Origin of the sequence: Peribacillus sp. NPDC097197 (assembly GCF_050278025.1) — a bacterium.
In the GTDB taxonomy this organism is placed as follows: Bacteria; Bacillota; Bacilli; order Bacillales; family DSM-1321; genus Peribacillus.
In genome coordinates, this window is record NZ_JBNNST010000003.1 from 178,960 (window position 1) to 202,390 (window position 23,431).

General features: G+C 41.1%; 23 protein-coding genes. 14 read left to right on the forward strand and 9 right to left on the reverse strand.

Features of this window, described 5'->3' with window-relative positions; genetic code table 11:
* The first annotated feature begins 217 nt into the window (after positions 1 to 217).
* Entirely contained in the window at positions 218 to 649 is a 432-nt protein-coding gene (locus ACQKL6_RS05520; protein WP_427650736.1) for an NUDIX hydrolase, read from the forward strand.
* Between the two features lie 114 nt (positions 650 to 763).
* Here ACQKL6_RS05520 and ACQKL6_RS05525 read toward each other — a convergent pair whose 3' ends face one another.
* Positions 764 to 2,368 (reverse strand): amidohydrolase, encoded by a 1,605-nt coding sequence (locus tag ACQKL6_RS05525; protein ID WP_427650737.1) that lies wholly within the window; start codon positions 2,366 to 2,368, stop codon positions 764 to 766.
* Positions 2,369 to 2,524: 156 nt separating this feature from the next.
* Positions 2,525 to 3,718, reverse strand: coding sequence for an ornithine--oxo-acid transaminase (locus ACQKL6_RS05530; RefSeq protein ID WP_402873802.1), 1,194 nt, complete (start codon positions 3,716 to 3,718; stop codon positions 2,525 to 2,527).
* A gap of 345 nt (positions 3,719 to 4,063) precedes the next feature.
* On the opposite strand from ACQKL6_RS05530, the gene ACQKL6_RS05535 reads away from it, so the two are divergent.
* Positions 4,064 to 5,470 carry a sigma-54 interaction domain-containing protein gene (locus ACQKL6_RS05535; RefSeq protein ID WP_427650873.1) on the forward strand — a complete coding sequence of 469 codons (1,407 nt, stop codon included), beginning with the start codon at positions 4,064 to 4,066 and terminating at the stop codon, positions 5,468 to 5,470.
* On the opposite strand, the gene ACQKL6_RS05540 is transcribed toward ACQKL6_RS05535, so the two are convergent.
* The gene (locus tag ACQKL6_RS05540; RefSeq protein WP_427650738.1) at positions 5,463 to 6,473 is read right to left on the reverse strand and encodes a hypothetical protein; all 1,011 of its coding nucleotides are present in this window, start codon (positions 6,471 to 6,473) and stop codon (positions 5,463 to 5,465) included. The genes ACQKL6_RS05535 and ACQKL6_RS05540 overlap by 8 nt on opposite strands.
* A 467-nt stretch (positions 6,474 to 6,940) precedes the next feature.
* Between ACQKL6_RS05540 and ACQKL6_RS05545 the strand changes: the two genes are divergently transcribed.
* Positions 6,941 to 7,528, forward strand: coding sequence for a protein kinase domain-containing protein (locus ACQKL6_RS05545; protein WP_427650739.1), 588 nt, complete (start codon positions 6,941 to 6,943; stop codon positions 7,526 to 7,528).
* A gap of 22 nt (positions 7,529 to 7,550) precedes the next feature.
* Positions 7,551 to 7,991 (forward strand): DUF6376 family protein, encoded by a 441-nt coding sequence (locus ACQKL6_RS05550; RefSeq protein WP_427650740.1) that lies wholly within the window; start codon positions 7,551 to 7,553, stop codon positions 7,989 to 7,991.
* A 1,003-nt stretch (positions 7,992 to 8,994) separates the two neighbouring features.
* Here ACQKL6_RS05550 and ACQKL6_RS05555 read toward each other — a convergent pair.
* On the reverse strand, positions 8,995 to 9,882 hold the full coding sequence (locus tag ACQKL6_RS05555; protein ID WP_427650741.1) for an SDR family oxidoreductase: 888 nt from the start codon (positions 9,880 to 9,882) through the stop codon (positions 8,995 to 8,997).
* A gap of 305 nt (positions 9,883 to 10,187) precedes the next feature.
* On the opposite strand from ACQKL6_RS05555, the gene ACQKL6_RS05560 reads away from it, so the two are divergent.
* From ACQKL6_RS05560 to yppF, 4 genes are all read left to right on the forward strand, one after another.
* Complete coding sequence (locus ACQKL6_RS05560; protein WP_427650742.1) at positions 10,188 to 10,415, forward strand: hypothetical protein; 228 nt, start codon at positions 10,188 to 10,190, stop codon at positions 10,413 to 10,415.
* Positions 10,416 to 10,711: 296 nt separating this feature from the next.
* A complete protein-coding gene (locus ACQKL6_RS05565; RefSeq protein ID WP_427650743.1) occupies positions 10,712 to 12,100 on the forward strand; it encodes an L-cystine transporter in 1,389 nt (462 codons plus the stop codon).
* A gap of 144 nt (positions 12,101 to 12,244) precedes the next feature.
* Positions 12,245 to 12,508, forward strand: a complete 264-nt coding sequence (locus ACQKL6_RS05570) for a hypothetical protein (protein WP_427650744.1) — start codon at positions 12,245 to 12,247, stop codon at positions 12,506 to 12,508.
* Positions 12,509 to 12,707: 199 nt separating this feature from the next.
* Positions 12,708 to 12,902: a YppF family protein gene (gene yppF / locus ACQKL6_RS05575; protein WP_402873786.1), complete on the forward strand. Its 195-nt coding sequence runs from the start codon at positions 12,708 to 12,710 to the stop codon at positions 12,900 to 12,902.
* 69 nt (positions 12,903 to 12,971) lie between these two features.
* On the opposite strand, the gene ACQKL6_RS05580 is transcribed toward yppF, so the two are convergent.
* Entirely contained in the window at positions 12,972 to 13,646 is a 675-nt protein-coding gene (locus tag ACQKL6_RS05580; protein WP_402873783.1) for a phosphatase PAP2 family protein, read from the reverse strand.
* A gap of 176 nt (positions 13,647 to 13,822) precedes the next feature.
* Entirely contained in the window at positions 13,823 to 14,050 is a 228-nt protein-coding gene (locus ACQKL6_RS05585) for a hypothetical protein (RefSeq protein WP_427650745.1), read from the reverse strand.
* 202 nt (positions 14,051 to 14,252) lie between these two features.
* On the opposite strand from ACQKL6_RS05585, the gene ACQKL6_RS05590 reads away from it, so the two are divergent.
* The gene (locus tag ACQKL6_RS05590; protein WP_402957939.1) at positions 14,253 to 15,413 is read left to right on the forward strand and encodes an MFS transporter; all 1,161 of its coding nucleotides are present in this window, start codon (positions 14,253 to 14,255) and stop codon (positions 15,411 to 15,413) included.
* 53 nt (positions 15,414 to 15,466) lie between these two features.
* On the opposite strand, the gene ACQKL6_RS05595 is transcribed toward ACQKL6_RS05590, so the two are convergent.
* Positions 15,467 to 16,318 carry an MBL fold metallo-hydrolase gene (locus tag ACQKL6_RS05595; protein WP_402873774.1) on the reverse strand — a complete coding sequence of 284 codons (852 nt, stop codon included), beginning with the start codon at positions 16,316 to 16,318 and terminating at the stop codon, positions 15,467 to 15,469.
* Between the two features lie 178 nt (positions 16,319 to 16,496).
* On the opposite strand from ACQKL6_RS05595, the gene ACQKL6_RS05600 reads away from it, so the two are divergent.
* Both ACQKL6_RS05600 and ACQKL6_RS05605 read left to right on the forward strand, forming a co-directional pair.
* Positions 16,497 to 17,129, forward strand: a complete 633-nt coding sequence (locus ACQKL6_RS05600; RefSeq protein ID WP_402957943.1) for a LysE family translocator — start codon at positions 16,497 to 16,499, stop codon at positions 17,127 to 17,129.
* Between the two features lie 183 nt (positions 17,130 to 17,312).
* Positions 17,313 to 17,834: a hypothetical protein gene (locus ACQKL6_RS05605; protein ID WP_427650746.1), complete on the forward strand. Its 522-nt coding sequence runs from the start codon at positions 17,313 to 17,315 to the stop codon at positions 17,832 to 17,834.
* Positions 17,835 to 17,983: 149 nt separating this feature from the next.
* Here ACQKL6_RS05605 and ACQKL6_RS05610 read toward each other — a convergent pair whose 3' ends face one another.
* Together ACQKL6_RS05610 and ACQKL6_RS05615 are read right to left on the reverse strand one after the other, a co-directional pair.
* A complete protein-coding gene (locus tag ACQKL6_RS05610) occupies positions 17,984 to 19,192 on the reverse strand; it encodes a CynX/NimT family MFS transporter (RefSeq protein WP_427650747.1) in 1,209 nt (402 codons plus the stop codon).
* Between the two features lie 134 nt (positions 19,193 to 19,326).
* Positions 19,327 to 20,748 carry a phospholipase D-like domain-containing protein gene (locus ACQKL6_RS05615; RefSeq protein WP_427650748.1) on the reverse strand — a complete coding sequence of 474 codons (1,422 nt, stop codon included), beginning with the start codon at positions 20,746 to 20,748 and terminating at the stop codon, positions 19,327 to 19,329.
* 144 nt (positions 20,749 to 20,892) lie between these two features.
* On the opposite strand from ACQKL6_RS05615, the gene ACQKL6_RS05620 reads away from it, so the two are divergent.
* The 3 genes from ACQKL6_RS05620 to ACQKL6_RS05630 all read left to right on the forward strand — a co-directional run bounded on the left by ACQKL6_RS05620 (position 20,893) and on the right by ACQKL6_RS05630 (position 23,357).
* On the forward strand, positions 20,893 to 21,720 hold the full coding sequence (locus ACQKL6_RS05620) for an endonuclease/exonuclease/phosphatase family protein (protein WP_427650749.1): 828 nt from the start codon (positions 20,893 to 20,895) through the stop codon (positions 21,718 to 21,720).
* A gap of 205 nt (positions 21,721 to 21,925) precedes the next feature.
* Complete coding sequence (locus tag ACQKL6_RS05625; RefSeq protein WP_427650750.1) at positions 21,926 to 22,717, forward strand: endonuclease/exonuclease/phosphatase family protein; 792 nt, start codon at positions 21,926 to 21,928, stop codon at positions 22,715 to 22,717.
* A gap of 184 nt (positions 22,718 to 22,901) precedes the next feature.
* Positions 22,902 to 23,357 (forward strand): hypothetical protein, encoded by a 456-nt coding sequence (locus ACQKL6_RS05630; protein ID WP_427590713.1) that lies wholly within the window; start codon positions 22,902 to 22,904, stop codon positions 23,355 to 23,357.
* Positions 23,358 to 23,431: the final 74 nt, after the last annotated feature.

The following is a 23,431-nucleotide window of genomic DNA, read 5'->3' on the forward strand; positions in this document are numbered from 1 at the left end:
TTATGGTTTTATTCTACCATAATAGTTCTTCCATGAGATTTAATCCCCAAGTTTATATATAGGTATATTGTTTCATTTATTCGAAGCCTTCTTTTTGAGCCCCGCTCTTTAAAAGGAATTTTTTTACATGTGATGGTATTATGGAGGAAGCACCAGGCAGGAAGCCCGAAGAACGGGAAACAGCTAGACTACTAAACAACAGAAATGGGGAAGTCGATTGGAACATGGCACGCAGAAAATCTTCTCACCACCAAAACACATCGTCTCAGCAGCAACGATTGTAATCAATGAGCAAGGGGAAATTCTATTAATCAAGGGGCCCCGGCGAGGTTGGGAAATGCCTGGGGGCCAAGTCGAAGAAGGCGAGTCCTTGAAAGAAGCCGCCATAAGAGAAACGAAAGAGGAAACAGGTATGGATATTGAGGTCTTGAAATTTTGTGGGATCTTTCAAAATGTTGAAGAGTCCATCTGTAATACACTGTTTTTAGCTAAGCCAGTTGGAGGAACATTAACAACGTCACCAGAGAGTTTGGAAGTTGGGTATTATCCCATTGAGCAAGCTTTGGAAATGGTGTCTTTCAGGAATTTCAGTCAGAGAATTGAATGCTGTCTGGATGAAAGCACCCATCCATTTTATATAGAATTTTAGTATTCCGTTCACCTATAAAAAGGGGCTTCCAGAGAGGAAGCCCCAGACATAGAGCGGTATACAAAGCCTTCTTATTTCGTTTTCACACAGAGTTTATTCTCTTGTTTTAGAACATCACACTGCAGTTCCTTTTTGAAAGACCAGTTTACCGGCCATATACGTTTCTTCAACCTGCACTTCCCCTATTTCTTCAGGTTTGATGGTCAAAATGTCTCGATCGAGGACAATAAAGTCGGCATGATACCCCGGTGCAAGTTGGCCAACATCCGGAATGCGCGTGACTTCCTGTGCCGCTTTTGTATAAAGCATGATAGCCGTTTCAATGTCTATGCGTTGTTCCTGCCCTGTATCCGTTCCATCATAGGCCTTACGTGTGACGGCTGCCATCATCCCGATAAATGGATTGACCGGATCGGCCCAAGCCGTTGCAGGTGCATCAGATGAGAAGGCCACCAGGATCCCTTTATCCAACATGGAACGAATCGGATACGTTTGCTTCGTACGCTCAGCCCCAAGGTTAGTAAGATACGATTCAATTTCGGCGTAAAGAAAGATCGGTTGTGGGACGAATGCGATTCCCATTTCACTCGCTTGTTGAAGGGCCTTCCTAGAAGGCATGGCCGCATGCTCTATCCTGATGGAAGGGCCATCTTCCATCCAGCCCTTCTTGCCATGAAAGGTATCGATGATTAAATCGATCGCCTGCTCACCCATGGCATGTATGACCAATTGGATATGATTCTCCTCGGCTGCTTGACTGGCAAGTAGCAACTCCTCCTTAGTGGTCATCGGGATGCCATAGTTCTCGCCTTCCCCTAAAAATGGCGGATTGACCCAGGCCGTTTGGCCAGAAACGCTTCCATCGGCGAATATCTTGATTCCTCCAATATGATTGTCCTGGTCTCTATTCGTTTTGTTCTTGGCTAAAATCGGATCGTCCTTAATGGTTTCCCATATGTAATACAGGACTGCACGCTGCTTCATGCCCTTTTCCGTAGCAGCACGATACATGTCTAAATAATCCGCAGGTTTAGGCTTTGCCATCAAATCCGTAATGGCCGTAATTCCGTGCGATAGCAATTTTGGGCTTAATTCCACAAGTCCTTCTATTTCTTCCTCAACAGTTTGTACGGGCATTACTTGTTGGACTAAACCTTTTGCGTTTTCACGTAAAACGCCCGTCGGTTCACCGTACGGATCTCTATCAATCTTTCCACCCACTGGGTCTGGTGTATCTTTGGTGATGCCGGCGAGTTCCAGTGCCTTACTGTTGACCACAACCATGTGAGTACATGTGCGCGTGATGATAACGGGAACCTTCGTCGTGGCTTGATCTAAATCCCAGCGTGAAGGCGAACGACGCTCTTTTAATTTCCCCTCATCATATCCCCATCCTTCTATCCAACCCCCGGAATCTTGTGATTCGCTTGCCTTACGAACTTCGTCAATTAAATCTTCCAGTGATTCGACAACAGGCGGCATACAGGAAATTTGCTTGGAAGACCCGGCTAGATACAATGGATGCAAGTGTGCATCGATGAGCCCCGGCAACACCCGGCGTCCTTGAAGGTTCATGCGCTCTCCAGTCATCCCTTTGGTTTCTTCTTCTTCCCCAATCCAGTGTATGCGCCCATCACGAATGACCATAGCACTTGCATAAGGTTGTGTTGGATTGGCTGTGAATATTTTTCCGTTCACATAAATGATGTCATGATTCATTCTTTCTCCTCCCCCTATATGAACACATTTCATTTGTACCGCTTTGATTTTGGATTTCCTTTATCCTTACAGACGAAAAAGAGCATTCCAAAATGGATAAGCCTACGCTTTTTTTTGGAATACCCTTTTTTCATGACTCAGAATCAGTAAGCGACATTAAGCTAAAACTTTTTTAATACGGGCAATAGCCCAATCTAGTTCTTCCTTCGTAATCACAAGTGGCGGAGCAAAGCGGATCACGGTATCATGCGTTTCCTTACACAGTAAGTTTTCCTCTTTTAATTTTTCACAATAAGGTCTTGCCTCCACGGTTAACTCCACTCCGATAAATAAGCCTTTTCCCCGTATATCTTTAATCTTTGGATTATTGATTTCCTTCAAGCTTTCTTTAAAGTATTCGCCTAATTCCAACGAGCGTTCCGCAAGTTTCTCTTCTTCAAGAATCTCTAAGGAAGCGATGGAAACCGCACAAGCCAATGGATTGCCCCCAAATGTAGAACCATGTGAACCAGGATTGAAGACGCCTAGGATGTCACGGTTGGCCGCCACGCAAGAGATTGGGAAAACCCCACCACCAAGTGCCTTGCCTAAAATGTACATATCAGGAACAACATGATCCCAATCGGAGGCGAATGTTTTACCTGACCGGCCAAGGCCCGACTGAATTTCGTCCGAAACGAACAATACATTATTTTCTTTACACAGTTCAAATGCCGCTTTCAGGAAACCGGCTGGTGGAATGATGATGCCCGCTTCCCCTTGGATCGGTTCAATCAGGAATCCAGCCGTTTGCGGTGTGATGGCCGCTTTCAATGCCTCAAGGTCACCATAGGGAATCAACTTGATTCCTGGCAACATCGGCCCGAATCCCCTTCTATATTCATCATCGGAAGATAAAGAAACGGCTGTCATCGTCCGGCCATGGAAGTTGCCGATACAAGCGATGATTTCCGCTTGGTCTTCAGCGATTCCTTTTACATCATAGCCCCAGCGTCTAACAGCCTTGATGGCCGTTTCAACTGCTTCAGCCCCCGTGTTCATCGGAAGGGCCATGTCTTTTTGGGTAAGACGGGCCACCTTTTCGTACCACGGACCCAATTGATCACTATGAAACGCTCGGGAAGTTAACGTTACACGATCCGCTTGGTCTTTTAGCGCTTGAATGATTTTTGGGTGCCGATGACCTTGGTTCACGGCTGAATAGGCACTAAGCATATCCATATACTTGTTTCCTTCTGGATCTTCTACCCATACTCCTTCTGCCTTTGATATGACGATGGGAAGTGGATGATAATTGTTTGCCCCATATTGTTCAGTTTGTTCAATAACCTTTTCCGTCACAGTTTTCATATAAATTCCCCCCTATGATTTAAGCGTTTCCGCTATGATTTACGTTGTAGATGAAGATGTAGCATATTTCAGGATTGAAAAATCAGTTCAGATTCCCCTATCTATCAACTAGCAAGTTCCATGCCAAAAATAAAGGCCTCTATCAAAAACACCCTAACTCAAAGAAAAAATATATTTCAGGAAAGGGGTTTCACCCATTTTTTTCATAAAATCCGCAAAAATATTTGGCACCTTTCCGCCATGCATTCTTGCAGTGCAAATAATAATTGCACCAATATTGGATTTACTTTACAATTAGCTTCAACAAAAGGAAAAACCTGGAGGTGCCTCATGGATTTAAACCAGATGATGAGAATAGAAGAAGGTTTTCAAACGATTCTCCATTCACTTGTGGATGTGATTGATATAGGCATACATATTATAGATAGGAACGGCTTGACGGTCATCTATAACAAAAAGATGGCGGAGATTGAGGGAATGGATTCAAAAGATGTATTAGGAGAGAAGATTCACGACATCTTTAAGTTCAAAGAAGAAACGGAAAGCACACTGGTCAGGGCCCTTCACTCCGGCCATGCAACCGAAAACTCAAAACAGACTTACTTCAATAGCCTGGGGCAGGAAATCTCGACCATCAATAATACCTATCCGATATTCGACACCAGGCAAAATATCATCGGGGCCATCGAAGTAGCCAAGGATATTACCAACCTGGAACGAATCATCAAGGATAATATATTAAATAAAGGCGACACCAAATATACCTTTGACAGCATCCTAGGTGTCAGTGCGAATTTCTTGGAGGTCATCGAAAAGAGCAAGCGTTCGACAAGAACCTCTTCCACCATCCTCATCGTTGGGGAAACTGGAACGGGAAAGGAACTTTTTGCACAAAGCATCCATAATGGAAGCAGTCGCTCTAAACACCCATTCATCAGCCAGAACTGTGCAGCACTTCCCGATAGTTTAATAGAGGGAATCCTATTCGGAACGAAGAAAGGTGCCTTCACCGGCTCCGTCGAAAGACCGGGATTGTTCGAACAAGCAGAAGGCGGCACGATCCTTCTTGATGAGATCAATTCCCTGAACCCCAATTTGCAGGCAAAATTATTGCGGGCCCTTCAAGAAAGGAAGATTCGTCGCGTAGGTGATACGAAAGATAAGAATATCGACGTCCGCGTCATCGCAACCATCAATGAAGATCCGATTGATGCCATATCAAACGGCCATTTACGTAAAGATCTTTATTACCGTTTAAGCGTGGTGTCTTTATTCATACCCCCGCTACGGGAACGGAAAGAGGATATTCCATTGCTCGCCCAATCGTTTATTGACAAATTCAATGCGCTTTTCGAATTGGACATCGAAGGAATCAGCGAAGAAGCCTACGAACTTTTCTATGATTATGAATGGCATGGCAACGTAAGAGAACTTGAACATATCATCGAAGGGGCCATGAATTTGCTAGAACCTGGCGATAAGCACATAAAAATCTCGCACCTTCCCACTCTCTTCAAAAAGAAAGCGAATAGGGAAGAAGAAGAGATGGAAACCAAAGCGCCTTCCCCTCCCTCTCATCAAGGGACCCTCCCTCTTGATGATTATATGGCGCATACAGAAAAGTTCTATTTAGAAAAGGTGTTAAAAGAACATAACCAGAATATCTCCCAAGCAGCCAAAGCCTTGAATATAAGCCGGCAAAGTCTCCAATATCGCTTGAAAAAGTACCAGGCCAAAAATCCCCTCACTTAGAAAGTGGGGGATCTCCCTTCTTTACAGGAAAATAGGAACCTGTCTTTTTAAAGCGTCTCCAGCATATGAACACGTAAATCAGTGCCACCGTAATAAACAATACAATATAATACATCATCAACTCATTAGTGGTCATAATTTGAAAAACGTCTTTCCAGCTCGTTTCCTGCAGATATATTTTGTATGGAGTTTCTTCACTGTAAGAAATTGGGACCCGCTGATCTTTATATGCATAATAGGCATGGCTTGTGACTTCCTTCGTCAGGTACACGGTCTCGTTTGCTTGATTCTCAAAGCTGAGTGCCAAAAAATACTCACTATCTGCATAACGGCCTAAATTCCGGTCGGCAAAATGATCGGTCACAACAGCCGTCGTTTCGATTCGATCCTCGTCCGAATATTTCTCATATGCGTTCATTCCCATTTGCCCCATATAATAGAAACCGAATAATAGACCTGTAAGCATGCCCCCGTAAAACAAACCATATAGAAGGAAACCTAGGAATGAATTGAAAAGTTTTTTTCTCTCCATCCGCTGAAAAAAGGTTACCACAAACTTAACTTTACTCAACCAATACGAGATATAACCAAAGATATAAATGCTGACGAAAGCCAGGCCAATATAATAGGAAGAATACTCCCCCTTTAAATCCTCCTGATTATGAAAAGTACCATCGATTTTGAACCCGCTAACCGTATCTCCGATTTCGAGTTTGTCAAATTCCTCTTTCTCCACATACGCTCTCTGTCCAATATCCAAATTCCAAGCAACCTTACCTGTGAGTTTTTCATTGAGTAAAACCATGTAATACGTTTTTCCATACAATAGGTCCTGTGCCGCCGTTTTTTCATAAACCACGGCCGTCATCGGTTCGCTTTCATCCTCTCGCTTCAGCTCTTTATATTCTTGGAAATTCTCAACGGTTTTGAATAGCACGAAAACAAATACCCCAAAGGCAAAGAGCATCCATCCTATCCGCTTCATATCATAGTTACATCTCATAATGGAACCCCTTTTTCATCGTTTGCCTATCCTTACTGGTGAAGGGAATGTTTTTTCTTTAGATTTGGAATCAAAATAGGTTTCCCTTCATATTTATCTACAAACAACATGATTACCAACATCTATTCTATTCGACAAGAATCTGTTATCTCCTATTTGGGACTGACTCTTTTCAGATTCTTAAATTTGACCCATGAGCATGATATCCTCTATACTTACTGTAATGTAACTAAATAAATGAATTCTTCTGTTAAGGGGAGTAGCTATACAGTAAAGTCGTCAGTACAGGATGTCCATCCTCGGCTTTATTGGCAACTAATTTACAGTTGTTTGCAAGACCTTGCCGATTTTTTGGTGAGGTCTTTTTCGTATCTAAGACGGTATAACCAAGATAATCGGTTATACCGTCTTTTTTTGTATCATCAATCTTTTGGAGAGGTGTGAAGGAGTTGTCACAATATTATAGGTTGGCTCAAAGTGTGAAAATCGCGAACGATAAAAACCATACATTGATCGAGGCCGATGATTCATTGTCGCTTATCGGCAAAGGGCGAAGCGCATATGTATTTAGAATCCAAGATACCGACCTAGCCTTGAAATTATTTTTCCCGGCTCATACCCACACGGCTAAAATAGAAGCGGATATTTACCGGGCCGTTCAGCATATCGAGTACTACCCGACCCTATTCGATGCAGGGGAGCGTTACCTCGTGATTGATTACATCGAGGGTCACACGCTTTTTGAACATTTGACGATGGGCATCCCGGTAACGGAAGAAAAGGTGAAGGAAATCGATCATGCCCTGAACTTGGCCAGAAAGGTAGGCTTGAATCCATCCGATATCCATTTACGGAACATCTTGATAACGTCCGATAAGAAAGTGAAGATTATCGATCTTGCGCGGTTCCGACAGAAAAAATCCTGCAAGCAATGGCATGATTTAAAACGCGTATTCCACCTTTTCTATAGGAGGCCTTACTTTCCCAAGAAAATCCCTACCTTTATTCTCAATTCCATTGCGGCCATCTATAAGAAAAGATTCTTGCCCATTTAATAAACCATACAGGAGGAAAACCATGAAAAAAATACTTATGCTATGTACATCACTTATCTTATTAACCGGCTGCTCGCTTTTAGGGGAAGTCAATTCATCATTAGACTATGCCGATACCGCAACAGGCTATGTCGGTACCGTAAAAGAGTTTGCCAATGAAGTACCCGCCCTCTCTAAGGATGCTGTCACCGACAAGGAGGCAATGAAGACACTTGAGAATGAACTGCAAACGATGAAAACGGAAATCGAAGAATTCAATGAAACCGAACCGCCCCAAATCGCTGATGGCATTCACGATAAAATCGTCAGTTCCAACCAACAGCTTCAAGACGGAATCGATTTATATCTAAAAAATATGGAAGATGGGACATTGGATCCTGCGGTCCTTGAAGATTCGGAAATCATGAAGACGATTGATAACATTACAAGCCTGACCAACCAAATTGAAAAATTAGGGAACTAAATGATTTGATACTCCTTTTAACTAAGGGAGTATCTCAGACTGTAGACAAACTCTATGAAAATCGAGTTTGTCTATTTTTATAGCTTGTACAATTTGAACGTTGATTTCCACTTCAGGCACTCACTTTCCGCGGGCGGTCGGGGAGCCTCCTCGGCTTTCGCCTGCGGGGTCTCCCCCAGTAACAGTACCAACAGTTATTTCATTAGTAGGTCAACTTGGCAATCAAGCGCGCGGTGCTACTGTTTCTCTTTTTACTTTTTTCTTATTTATTGGTGCTAGCCTGGGACCAATCGCAACGCAGGCACTTATAAATACAGGCAGTTATCAATTAACATTTGAAAGATTGTCTTTGCTTCTGGTTATTAGTTTAGTTGTTTCATTTTTAATTAAGCCTAGTATCCGTTAGTCAACTTTCCAAAAGTAATGAGTAAGCTATGATAGTCCATCATAATTTAGCACCGAATATTCGCGTATGTTTGGTTTTATCACCTAAAGAAATAGTTAAACGATTGTGAAAGAATCGGGACTAAACAATAAACCAGTATCCCTCATTGTAATGGCCGGACTTTTTGTGAAATTTAATAGATGGCAAAATAGTATCCCGTTAACATAATTCAACTTTTTCGGTATTACCGAAGAAGAAACGAATAACGTATTAAAATCATTTAGTTAACTATGTATAGAAGATGCTTTTAAGCAATTAATGGTATATATCGAGAAACCTCCACGCTTATTGTGGAGGTTTTTAATATACATCATAAATGCATTGTCCTCTTTTAATTAATCCTGAATCTTGGTACCATCTAAAAAAAGAAGTTTATTTGAAGAGATAAGCTTTTTTTATAAGAAATTATTAATTATCCACAAATATATCATCGATCTCTTTACTCAAGAAATCTGTTTCTTCTTGAAAATTACATATGGTCCGAAGTGATGATACATTATATCCGCCTTGCAAATAACTCTATATTTTTTGTTGAGTTAAGATAGTATCATGCCAGCTTCAATCTTCAACTTTAGAAGACGAATATTTGATTTTAAAGAATTCCTTATATGTCATGGGTTTTCGGCCTATCAGACGTTCAAGATCCCTGGATGTCTCTGAGAATTCTCCAGTATTGATTCCTCGCACCCAACCTAATAAGAAATTAGTCATGTGAACAGGCAAGCCATTCGCTACCATAGTGTCTATATATTCTTTTTCGCTAATTACCTCATAAGGGATATTTTTCTCACTAATCTCCGAGAGGGCTTCAGCAATGTCTGCAAAAGAGCTTCCCTCACTGCCACTTAGAGTATATGTCTTATTTTCGTGCCCGTTTTGGGTGAGAACGGCCACGTTGGCTGCCGCCAAATCATTCAGAGATGCAGCGGCTACTTTACCGGAACCTGCTGGTACTCGCACGCCGACTTTCTGAGCATCTCCGAAATACGAATGCATGACTTCAAGATACGGTGGATTCCGCAGAATGGTATAAGCTAATCCGGATGCTTTAAGCGTTTGTTCAGCAAATACGTTTGAAATCGATACTTCGGGCACAATAAGATTTGAATTTTCTCTTCGTATAATCGACGTGAAGATCACTTGTTTAACACCAGCCTGCTTTGCAGCCGCGATGACATTGAAATGTTGTGTATTGCGGTCAGTAAATGCTTGCGCGGAAATGAGCATAACTTTTTCAACACCGTTAAAAGCTCTCAGAAGGGAGTTATAATCAAAATAGTCGCCCTGGTGCACTTCGACACCTTCTTTATCAAACCTTGCCATTTTTTCAGAATTCGAATCACGTACCAATACAGCGACCTGATTTGACGGGACTTTTTTTAGAAGAAGCTCTAGCGTCCTGCCACCGAGATTACCTGTTGCTCCAGTAATAAGAATTTTACCCATTTTAATCTCCCCTTTGATTTTTTTGATAATCTGCGATTTTTCGATTTGTTCACCAGTTGTATGATCATATGATTGACTGAAAAGCTCTTTACATTAAAGGGTCCCTGTCTAGGTTAAAACGTAATCTCAATTACGATCCTTCTTTACCTGCAATTATCATTTAAGCACAATATAATATATCATTATAAGAGGTAATTAAATTTTCTCAATATTCTTTCCTACGTTAAATAGAAATTTAGTTTTATTAATAGGCACTCATATGAAAATTGCTAAAAAATAATTCAATCCATCTAGGAGGTGTACAAATGAATAACTTCTCTACATTAATGGGGACAGGAAACTGGTTAGGCATTCTTTCTACGATATTATTCATCCTTGGCTTTTATTTCACCCTTACTTTTTTTCAAAGCTTACGATCAGGCGATGTCCGTATTATCAGGCAGAATAAATTAGCGGCTGTTATTTCCATAGCCCTTGGATTGTTGATCCCTGCAATCTATAATCTGTATCTGTTAAACGAAATGATGCCATGACATATCCTCCAATCAGAAAGCTTAGAGTGCAATGCGCTTCAAGCTTTTCCGTTCTCTAGTTCTTTTACATCTAATAAGCCGTGTTCATTCGTCATTCTCCCTCTTCATACATTTCCATCCTACAAAAAACCTGTATAAATACATTCTAATTCTTTATCGAAAACCCTAAATCCCTATGTTTCCAAAAAATATCTTTAAATCATACTATTTATCGCTGGTAAAATAGTAATAAATGATGTATCATACTCTAGTATTTATTATTCAGAGTAGATTAATAGGAATTGGAGTGGATTAAAATGATTGGTTATGTTTTTCTGAATATCGCCATAATGATCGTCCTGTTGGGCCTTCTATTTTATATGAACAAAAAACATATTTCCTTTACTAAAAGAGTTTTTACGGCACTTGGGTTAGGGATCATATTCGGTCTTCTTTTGCAGTACTTCTATGAACCTGGTTCGGTTGCGATTGTGAAATCGACCGATTGGTTTAACATTGTAGGTTCGGGTTACGTGAAATTCCTACAGATGATCGTTATGCCACTTGTATTCATTTCGATCTTGTCAGCATTTACAAGATTGAAGCTTACAAGCAATATCGGTAAAATCAGTGTCTTGATCATCGGGATCTTGCTTGGAACGACTGCCATTGCAGCAGCCATCGGTATTACATCGGCCACAGTCTTCGATTTGGAAGCTGTTCAAATTGAACAAGGGGATGCAGAAACGAGCCGTGGTGCTGAAATAACGGAAAAAACGGGTACCATCGAAGATAAAATGTCGATGCCACAACAAATCATCGAGTTAATTCCAGCCAATCCGTTTCTTGATTTAACGGGTGCTCGCTCGACTTCTACGATTTCAGTGGTCATCTTTGCTGCATTTCTTGGAATCGCCTATCTAGGGGTTAAAAGAAAACAGCCTGAACACGCAGAGTTTTTCTCTAAAATCGTCGATGCCCTGCATAGCATCATTATGCGTGTGGTGACATTAATTTTACGCTTGACTCCTTATGGAATCTTGGCGATCATGACGAATACGGTCGCTACGAGTGACCTCGATGCCATCCTTAAATTAGGGAAATTCGTGGGAGCTTCTTATGTAGCCCTTATCGTGATGTTCTTGATTCATCTGCTATTGCTGATGATTGCAGGATTGAATCCAATCACTTATTTAAGAAAAGCATTCCCTGTCTTGTCATTCGCTTTCACGGCTAGATCGAGTGCAGGTGCACTACCTATGAACATTCAAACGCAAAAGCAACTGGGTGTCTCTGAAGGGATTGCCAACTTTGCCGGATCATTCGGGTTATCCATCGGACAAAATGGATGTGCTGGTATTTATCCAGCCATGCTTGCCGTCATGATTGCACCGACAGTGGGAATCGATCCGCTTTCTCCATCCTTTATCGCCACTTTGATCCTTATTGTGGCCATCAGTTCCTTTGGAGTGGCAGGTGTCGGCGGCGGTGCAACATTCGCAGCCATCCTCGTCCTTTCCGCAATGGACTTACCGGTAGCCTTGGCAGGACTATTAATTTCGGTTGAACCATTAATCGACATGGGTAGAACCGCCTTGAACGTTAGCGGAAGCATGACGTCAGGTGTGCTGACTAGTAAAATCACGCATGACCTGGATAAAGAACAATACAACGAAACATCTGTTAAACTAGACACTGAAATGTAATTACTTCTCCCCCATCTCGTTACTGAGATGGGGGTTTTGTTTTTCATGAAGTTTTTCATGAAGTTATTCAAAAGAAAATCCACTCTAAAGGGTGGAAAGACTATATAATAAATGTTAGATAATGGATACATATGGAGGGTGAGTATGAAAAATAGTTCCTCATTAATCATCGGGGTGGCCATCATCATGGGTTTTACAATCCTAGGTTTATTTCTGATGGCCTCATCTAAAGAAGATTCAAAGGGTGCAAGACATGAAGATCGATATGAATTAGTCCCTGTAAATGAAAATAATATGATCATCTTTGATAAGACGTCAGGGGCATATTGGAATAAATTCGTCCCGAGCGATGAAGGCCCTACGTCATGGGAAAAAGGCGATTCTCCCATTAAGAAGAGCAATAACTAAAAAACACTACAATATACACGAAGGAAGTACTAAAAAGGCTTGGTTGAATAACCAGGCCTTTTTCATCCATTTAAATCCCCACCACTCTTTCTGTCTTTAATTGTATGAAAATGTCGGTAGTTTAAATTTTCTAAAAACTAATCTTACTATATTTTCCATGTTATATTGTTAAAGATAAAAAATCCAATAGAAATGTTAGGTGAGTGAACTGACAATAGAAGTTTTAATTTTGCACTATATTCAAGAAACACGCCAAAAGCCTTTTCATGCTGATGAATTATTAGATTACATTCAAAAAGAATACGTGAGCGGGAATTTATCTATTTTCCAATACAAAGACCTCTGCAAGGAACTATATAGACGCGGCGCAAAGAAACAACTTCATTTAGGATGATTGCCCATCGAAGGCTTGCAACAATCGCAAAAAGGACTGCCCACTATGAAGACAGTCCTTACTATTTTTTTATAGGTCACTATTTTTCATTCTCTTTTTCATTCGAGCTGTTCTAATGTGGTTAACCTGAACGCTCATTCCACCATTGAACATAAACTGGGCAGCAGCATATACCGCACAGGCGACAAGAATCCCTGCCAATGCATCCAGGATGGCATGCTGTTTCGTGAATAATGTGGAGAGGATAATAAGGGTACCCATGACCGTCACACATGCGTATTCCCGCTTGAAGTCTTCTTTTCTGTTATATACGATGATCATCATGATAAACGTCGTCATTACATGGATACTAGGTAGACAGTTGACAGGCTGGTCATGCATATAAATGAAACGGACCAGGTTTGCAAAGATATCGTCCCCGACAACGTCCGGCCGCGGTACAGTCGTTTGCCAGAAAACATAGACGACAAAACAAATCAATTTACCGGATATCAAACTGCTTATCGCCACGAAATATTGCTTTCGGTCAACAAAGCAATAATAAATCAATAATCCATACATAAACGGATACCAAAGTAAGTAAGGAATGATGAATTCCTTGATAAAGGGAATCCCCTCATCTATTTTCGTCGTGACATCGACCGCATCACTCGGCAATTGGTTGATGATGGAGTATATAAAACTAGTAAGGATAAACAATAATAAATAACTTAATGGGTAAAGGATTTTCATGTTTTTTTTCATAGCTTACTCCGTTTTTTTATTGAATTTATATTATAGGATTTACCCCATATCTTTTCATATGAATCATGTATTCATCTATCGTATTTAAAAGCTATGATTATGTCAAAATCTTTATTCTTGGAGGACAAAACCCTATACAAGAAAAATTTATAACGTGACAAGCTAAAAAAAGGTACTTAAAACCCTTTCCCTAACCATGACATGACTATCATTAAAACCCCGATAACTACTACGGCAACCGGTCCTACAACAAACAATCCGAATAATAATGATAAAATAGCATCCATAAAAGTACGGCCGGGGCCTGCTTTCTCTTTTCTTTCCGTAATTAATAAGTCTTCAAGAGATGCAACCTTTTGTTTAAGTTCCTGTAACTCTTGAACAACTTTTGCATTTTGGTCCAAACCCCCAACTCCCTGCCTCATTTTCTGTCGTTAATTATATCATGAGTCCCCATACAAAGTATAAAATGGTAAAAAATACTTACAATATTGAACTAAATATAGGAATAAATAAATCTATGATTTCAATTAATTATAGGAATGTTACAATAAAAAAGTTGAGTGGACATCAATCTATAGAATATGTGGGGTACTATTACATTTTATGAAAACATTACGACTACTAAGAAGCTTTAACTTTTTATACTTTGGTTTACTTGCCATTTTCATTCCCTTTCTTCCGGTCTATCTAGATGATCAAGGTCTATCGCCAGGTCAAATCGGTTTCATCATCGGTACGGGCGGGTTTGTGACTTTGATCACTCAACCTTTGTGGGGAATGATCAGCGACAAAACAAAGACCATTCGCAAAGTCCTGTTGTTGCTGATTCTCTGCTCAAGCATACTCGGGTATTTCTTGTACGATACGGGAAGCTATCTCCACCTGATTCTATTTGCCATGTTGCTATACTTTTTCCTGATGCCGATTGACCCGCTTACGGAAAGCCTCAATTTCACGATTGCAGAATCGAATGGAATCAGTTATGGCTCCATCCGTACATATGGTGCTTTAGGATATGCCGTAATCTCATTGATTACCGGCTATGTCATGTCCCATTTCGGTGCTACTAGTCTAGCTTGGCTCTTTTCTGGCATTGCCATTATCGGTTTTGTCATCATCTGGATGATGCCCGATGCGCCCGTCTCCGGGAAGCCCGTCACGATGAAAACGCTCAAGCACTTTTTCAGTAATAAAGAAACGCTGCTATTCCTTTTACTGGTCTTTATATGTGCCGTTCCGGCCAGGATGAACGATACGTTCCTTGGTGTGTACATTCGGGAACTTGGTGGAAGTACCACTCTCGTTGGACTCACTTGGTTCTTGGCGGCTGGAAGTGAAATTGTCGTGTTTGCCTTAAGCTTCTGGTGGCTTCGCAAAGGGAAGGAAATCATCATCATCTCATTCGCTGCCGCATTTTTCTTCATTCGGTACTTCGTCTCGGCCTGGTTAACCGACCCGCACCTGTTAGCTTACTTGCAGATCCTGCAACTGTTAACCTTCCCGATTTTCTACTCGGCGGCCATACAGTATTTGTACCGGATCGTCCCAGCCGAATGGCGTGCCACTGGTCAGACGATATTGGCCTTGCTGTTCTTTGGGGTATCGGGAATTCTCGCCTCATATGTAGGGGGCGCCATCTACGGTGCTTTTGGAGGAAAAGTCCTTTATCTTTCGATTTCTTCCATCTCATTCGTCGGAATGGTGTTCGCCTTGATTCTTTACCGGATTTATGGGAAGAAAGAGATTCTGGTGAAAGCAGAATAAGACACAAAAAAAGTCGACTCCTGTTACAGGAATTCGACTTTTTTGTGTCTTTTTCAACCTTTATAGCCATTTACAAAGAAGGTCACTGTTTCCCTTTCACTTTCGGTTAGATCACGCTTAAGCTTCGTCGCCAGTTCCCGCTCCATTGCTGCTTGATCCCCCTGATGTTTGCCGACAAGGCTGGCACAATCTTTGAATAACTTGAACTCCTGCTCCATTTCCTGTTTCGTGCAAGGCTGATCATGATGGGAAAGGATATACGTTTCGGCATCATAGGATTCAATCTTCTCAACGAGCCTCAAGGCTTCTTCAGCGGTATAATTCCATTTATCCGCATAAAGATTGGCATACAGGCAATCTCCCAGCATTAAGGTCTTTTCCTCTGGGACATACACGATGCAAGAATCAGCGGCGTGGTCTCCACCTACGTGTTCAACGATGCATGTGATATCGCCAAGATCAATCGTTAGTGACTTTTCAAAAACTATATCAGGAAGCTTCATCGAGATATCCCGCTTCGAACCGAACTCCAATTTAATGGCATCGGCACAAAATGGAATCTCGATTCCTTCCTCGACCCGTTGATCTAATGCGTGATCGTCCCAAGAAAGAGACTGCATCTCTTTCACGTTTCGGTACGTTCGTTCCTGGCAAATCACGGGAATGTCCACATGTCCCAATCCGAATACATGATCCCAATGAGAATGAGTAAGAACAAGCATGTCCCCACTCCAATCGATCTTCGCCAATTCAGCTTGAAAAAGTTGCGCATGTGAAACAGAATTCCCCGCATCAATGATGAGCGTTTTCTTCGCTCCTGAAACAGCGACCAAAATTGGCCGGTCGTTTACCTCCACTCGCGTCAGGTAAACGATATGGTTGGATACATGTTCTAAAGTTTGCATGGATTAAGTTCTCCTTTGGAACGTCGGATTATCTTCTTCAATCAGTTTGCTTACAGTATAGCAAACAAATACAGGGTACGATGTAATATTTCATTTACCTATCCTCTTCCAGAATGATCTATGGTACATTAAATGATGAATTATCAGAATAATCAAATGAAGATGGGCGGTTTCTCACATGGAAAACTATTATTTATTTATCATGATGTGCATTCTTCTCATCCTATTGCCCGGTCCTGATACGGCGATTGCGACTAAGAACACCTTTTCGATTGGAAAAACGGGTGGCCTCCAAACGATGCTTGGTACGTGTTGTGCCTTGCTCATTCATACATCCGCCGCTGTCTTAGGACTTTCAGCAATCATCGTCAAATCAGCTTTATTATTTTCCATCTTTAAATATGTCGGGGCCGTGTACTTGATTTATCTAGGCATCAAGACATTATGGGGATTGAGGAATAAGGAAGTGGCAGTAACCGATGAAAGGAAGGATGAAGATAAATACGGAAGCAAGTCTTGTTTTAAACAAGGGTTCCTGACCAATTTGCTCAATCCGAAAGTGGCCGTGTTCTTTCTAACATTTCTCCCACAATTCGTGAATCCCGGACAGGATACATTCCTGCCATTTCTATTGATGGGTGCCACTTACACCGGACTGACAGCGCTCTGGTTCATCTTCTATATCTACTTACTTAACCAGATCAGTGCTTTCATGAAAAGACCACGGACTCAAAAGGTTTTTGAAGGCATCACAGGCATTGTGCTAATCGGCTTTGGAATGAAACTGGCGTTGGAAAAGGCCCAGCATTAACCTTAGGTCTTGGTCATTATATATAATTTTTTTTACTTCAAAGAGAAGGAGACCATTACTGATGACGAATAACCGTACTATTATCGATTTATTCTTAAATGATATCGAAAAAAAATTCATTGAAGTTCCTTCACACAAAAGAAAAAAATAATGTATGAAATGAAAGATCATATGTATTCCGAGGTGGAAAATAAAATCGCAAATGGAAAAGAAGAAACCACAGCCATTAAAGAAACAATCGCAAATTTCAAAGAAGACCCACATCCATTTACCGAGCTTGCAGAACAAGAAGAATACCTCAACCAAAATAAGTACGAAAGCAAAAGAGATTTCGGGTTCGATTTAATTATGGTCTTATGTATAGGGCCACTTGGCGCTTTAACCGCACCTATTTTGAAAGGATACATAGAATTAGCCCAAATCATACCCTGGATATTCTTTTTTATAGTAGCCCAAATCATTTTTCATCGTTATTATTCTAAGAATATGAAGGAATCTAGGGTCAAAACCTTACAATTCACATCAAAAGCTTACTTGATTTTGTTTGCCTTAGCTTTTGGAATGTATGCAGCTAATTTAACCATCAACCAACAAATTAACATCGTACCAACTATGTACTTGCTAGTTTATATTGTCATATTGATACCTTTGTATCTTTTATTCAAAAGTGTATACAACAAAAATAAAGATTTACTAAATAAATAAATAAAAGGGGCTGTCTAATAAGTCCTTATTCCAGTGAATTTTGCAAAAATAAAGAGGCAGAAATGTTGTTAAATCAACGTTTCTGCCTTTTACTATTTATTCAATTTCGGTGTAATTACCCCTTTTGGGCCAGCCCCTTTTACTTTGGTTTATTCCACATGACGGGCCCTTCCCGAACTCACCCCGAATATCATGACTAATGCAGAGATAAGGATGAGTGCAAAAAGCGGAGTGGTCCAATCTTGAGCCATATCGAACAAGTATCCAATGAATATCGGTCCTACGGCTGCAAGTAGATAGCCTGTTGATTGGGCCATTCCCGATAACTCGGCAGATCGCTTCGCACTCCGTGTGCGAATGCCTATATAACTTAGCGCCAACGGGAAATTCCCTCCCAATGCGATACCGATTAACGTGATACTGATGATCAGGATAGGAAAAGAAGATCCAAACCATAACCCTGCATATCCGACAACCGAGCATAACCCCAGCGCGAAAGCTACCCACACCTGGGAGTTAAGTCGTGCGGCGAGAACAGGGATGAAGAAGCTTGAAGGCAACCCGATGATTTGGGTAAATGATAGCAACCATCCAGCCGTCCCCCTGCTTATCCCATGACTAATCAAGATTTCAGGTAACCATGTAATCGTGACATAAAATAAAAACGATTGAAATCCCATGAATAACGCGATTTGCCAAGCAAGTGGTGAGCGCCAGATCTTCGTAGCGCTTAAGCTCACACTTTTAATGGGATTACCTTTTCCTTGATCTAATCTGATGAGGTACACCCAGATCAATATGGCCAAGACGGCCGGGATTCCCCAGACAATCAGAGCCCCTTGCCAACCAAGGTTCAAACCACTGGCTAATGGTACGCTGAGTCCTGATGCCAGAGAAGCAACCAACCCCATGGACGTAGAATAGATACTGGTCATCAAACCGAATTTCTGCGGGAATTTATCTTTTATCACGACAGGCAAAAGAACATTTCCGATGGAGATTCCCATACCAATGAAAACGGTACCAAAAAAGAGAAAGAATGACATCGAAACCGACCGAATGCAAACCCCGATCAGAAGAACGCACAACCCCAACAACAATGTCTTCTCGTTTGTTAAGCGATTGGCGATTTTCGGAACGATAGGCGACATGATGGCAAACGTAATTAATGGAACGCTCATCAAAAGCCCTGCACTCCAATGGGCAAGTCCAAGATCAGCCTGAATCACCCCGACTAACGGTCCCACTGAAGTGATGGCTGGGCGTAAATTGAAGGCAACAAGAACGATTCCCATGGTGAAAAAAAATAAGAATAATGACTTTTTTTGTTTTTGAACAACGGTTTTTTGTATCTCCATTCAAGAATCCTCCTACCAATCCACAAACTTTCTAGATGATATCACAATAGAATATCACAATATTCGCAGAATAAGTTGGAGTAATTTCCCTTTTGTAAAAAAATGCTCATGGTTATATTCGATTCCGAAACCAGTTACGCCAATCCTCTCCATAATATGGACACCTTCGAGAGTGCATTTAATAGAATAGCCCGATAAGACTTGTCCTTTTTCTCATCTTTAGGCGTGTCTATCTTCTTTTTCTTATCCGCCACTAACGTGCTTTTATCGATTTTGTCATGAATAGCCTCTGTCAACTGTACCGCGAATTCCTCGCTATCTATGATCACCATCGAGTCCGTGCTTAAAACCGATGATCGTGAATCAAGGTTGAAGGAACCAACTGCACTTAGCCGTTGATCAAAGACCACCGATTTAGCATGTAAGGAATGCTTATCGGCATATTCATAAAGTCTTACCCCAGTCTTTATAATGTCGTCTCTCAAATCCAAGTATCCTGAGAAGGCCATAACATTGGGAGTGGATTTCACGGAATTGGTGAGTAGGGTCCAGTTGGCAGTCGAATTCATATTTTCTGGTACATATCCCTTCATTTCTTTTGTAGGGACAACATATGGACTCTGAATCAGGACGGACTTCTTCGCTTCCGTCGAGATATCAATAAGCGTTTGCCAGACAACGGGTTGTTTTTTGAAGCGCTCGATCGGATTGTGCAAAAAGCTCACCCGTTTTGTTGGGGTGGTGATGGCCATCCAGTTCATCGATGGTGAAACAAAATGTTCATTTTCTTGAATGGCGGTTTTGTATTGACGGGTTAGCTTATCTTTTTCCTTTTTCCCTTTAGTACTCTGCCTTTTTGAAAGGTCCGAGAAGGGGTCGCTCGTGTATGGATGGTTCCATAATTCATTCATATACTTGTTCATCTGAACAATCGCGCTTTCTCCAGATTGTGTGGCATGAAAGATGATGACATCACGGTCATGGACGAAATTCTTAGGTGGTTTTTTCGCTAAATACTTATCGGCTATATTTCGCCCTCCAATGATGCCCAACCGGCCGTCGACCATCATGATTTTGTCGTGAAGCCGGTTGTTCCATGTCCAAGGCTTGAATATCTTGAACGATTCATAATACCTTAATTCAATATTTTCATGCGTTACCAAGGCGAAACGGGCATCACTCATTTTAAATCGCAGACCATGGCTAATCCCATCCAAAAGGACCCGGACCCTAACGCCCCGGTCCGCCGCATCAATAAGGGCACCAAGAATCAGCTCGGTCGACTTACCTTTTGCTATCGAATAATAGGCGATATCAATCGTATCAGTGGCTTCCTGAATCATTTGCATCCGTGCACGTCCCGATTCATACCCATTTTCCAGGAGCAACACTCGATCTGAAGAATCTCCCTGCCCCATAAAACCACTTATATCATTAGGGGGTGCCTCCCCTTTTTTATCCAAAGGAAAATAGAACAGAATAACCGCCGTAGCCACTGCATAAAGGACGTATAATAGACATACAAACAGTGCTCCTTTCACGATCTTTTTTGTCATGAAATCCCTCCCCCTAACTTTCCTAATACTATTTGTATTAAGGACTAACTCTATACTTGGATCGAAAAGAGGAATGACTAATAAAGTTCATGAAATAGTCAAATGATATCTTCATTAATATTCGTTTCATAAAGGAGTGATAGTTTGAGGAAGATAATTGGCTTCATTACGATATTGCTCTTTCTTGTAACCATGGATCCCGCACGTCATATCTTGGCTGGTGAACAGCCGCATGGTAAGAGAAAGACAGTGGACATACAAGTTCTAACCTTCAACATCCATCATGCTGTTGGAATCGATGGGGTTCTGGATATAGACCGGGTCGCGAAGACAATCGAAGGAGAACATGCCGAAATCATTGGGTTACAGGAAGTGGACAATCATTGGTCAGAGCGGAGCCTTTTCGAAGATCAAGCAAAATGGTTGGCCAAACGCTTGAATATGCATTATGCATACATGGCCAACTTGGAACGTGATCCTTTGAATCCAGGGGAACACCGACGTCAATATGGAACGGCCATATTAAGTAAGTATCCAATCCTTCATGCACAAAACCATTTCTTTAAGAAGATTAGAAATACAGAGCAGCGTGGGTTATTAGAAGCTACAATCAAAGTGAAGGGCAACCATCTTACTGTTTATAATGCACACTTGGCCTTAGCTCCGGAACAAAGACAAAAACAAGTGGATGAGGTCATCGCTATCTCCCTTGAAGCCAAAGGGCCCAAGCTCATAGTGGGCGACTTGAATGCAACCCCAGAAAGTAAAGAAATAGCGACGCTTTCCTCTTCTTTTCATGATGCGTTTGCCAATCTGAATGATGCGTATACGTACTACTCCGCGGATGGCACTCCTAAAAGAATTGATTATATTTTCGCATCAAAAAACGTTAAAATATCAAATCCAAAAATCATATCCACCCTAGCTTCTGACCATCTCCCATTGACGGCTAAGATTACATTAAAAAGATAAAGTACCTTCCGCACGAAGATTGAATAAATGAATGAAAGCCAGAAATGTTGGTCTTACAACTTTTGTGCTTTTTCACTTGGGGAAAAATGATACACCACTTCCCCTTTCACCAACTTGTCTAGGATTTGAATAATCCGAATCACTTTATATTATGATTTCAAAAGGTATACTAATAGGTAATAATGAACGGAAAGGAGTGTTCGTTTTGCGGGAAGGTCTTCCTTTTGGACGGTTGTTCACCAAGCAGAAAGTGAAAAACGTGAAGGTCATGTCCTACAATATCCATCATGCTGTAGGTTTGGATGGGATTTTGGATATGGAACGGATTGCCAGTATAATAGAAGCCGAGGGCGCCGATATCATCGGACTCCAAGAAGTGGACAATCATTGGTCAGAACGAAGTGGCTTTGAAGATCAAGCCGATTGGTTGGCTAAGCGTCTCGACATGCATTATATCTATATGGCCAATATCGATCGTCCCCCATTTAAATCAAGAAAAAACCGCCGACAATATGGGGCAGCCATATTAAGCACATATCCAATCATTCAAGCGCAAAATTACCTTCTTACGAAAATTGGCGAATCGGAGCAACGAGGACTATTGGAAATTGCCCTCGATATAAAAGGCCATAAACTCAACATCTATAATACACACTTAGCTTTAACTGCTAACGAGCGTCACATTCAATTGAACGAAATCATCCAAATTTCAAATAGAAAAAAAGGTCACAAGGTCATCATGGGTGACTTGAATACAACACCACAAAGCACGGAAATGAAAACTCTTGCCTCTCATTTTCATGATACATTCGCCGAACAAAACGATGCTTATACTTATGATGCTGAGGGCATCCCCAAAAGGATTGATTATATTTTCACTTCAAAGGAGATAAAAACATCTCAAGCGAAAGTGATTTATACTCCAGGATCTGACCATTACCCCATTATCGCCACCCTGGCTTTGGATAAGAACACCCACACTCGCCGTTCCAATTAAGGATGGCGAGTTTCATGTATTACTTACACCCCGCCACTTTTTTGTTCGTCACTTATATTCCCCAGGAAACTTTGTATCCCACAAAAACCCCTGCCAAATGGATTATTTTTCAAAAAATAAATGTGTCTAACTTGTGAACAAGATGGATATCGTTTAATATATATATAAAGAGGGAGGAATTTCCATGATTAAGCAACCTTCAAAAGTAAGCGTTTTCAATTATGGTTTTGCATTAGGTATATCGGAAGTGTTTTTTTTAACCAGCTTCTATCTCAGCATTCTTGATGTTTCCTACTTTGCCCTAGCCTTACCGTTCTCGGCTGTATTTCTTTTAGTGTCCTTATACTTCTTTATCCGCACTGATAAAGTTGCAAAGACCTTATACAAACAGCGCGTAGAAAGAGAAGCTGTCTATTCATTTTATCATAAGTCTTTCGGAATCTTCTTAATCATATTCGCTGCATTGCTTTGCATAGCACTTGCTTATTTACCTTTTATACAACAAGGAGGACACTTCTACATTCTTTATTGCGTCCCAATGGCCATCTTATGTTTGGTTCCTTGCATCACATCGTATAAAGGAATGAAATTGTCCAAAATCAACATTGAAAAAACACCACCCCATGTAGATATGAACTAATGTCGAATCGAATATGAAAAAGGATGGGTCATGTTCTTCTACAATCTAGAAGCATGCCCATCCTCTTTTATTTG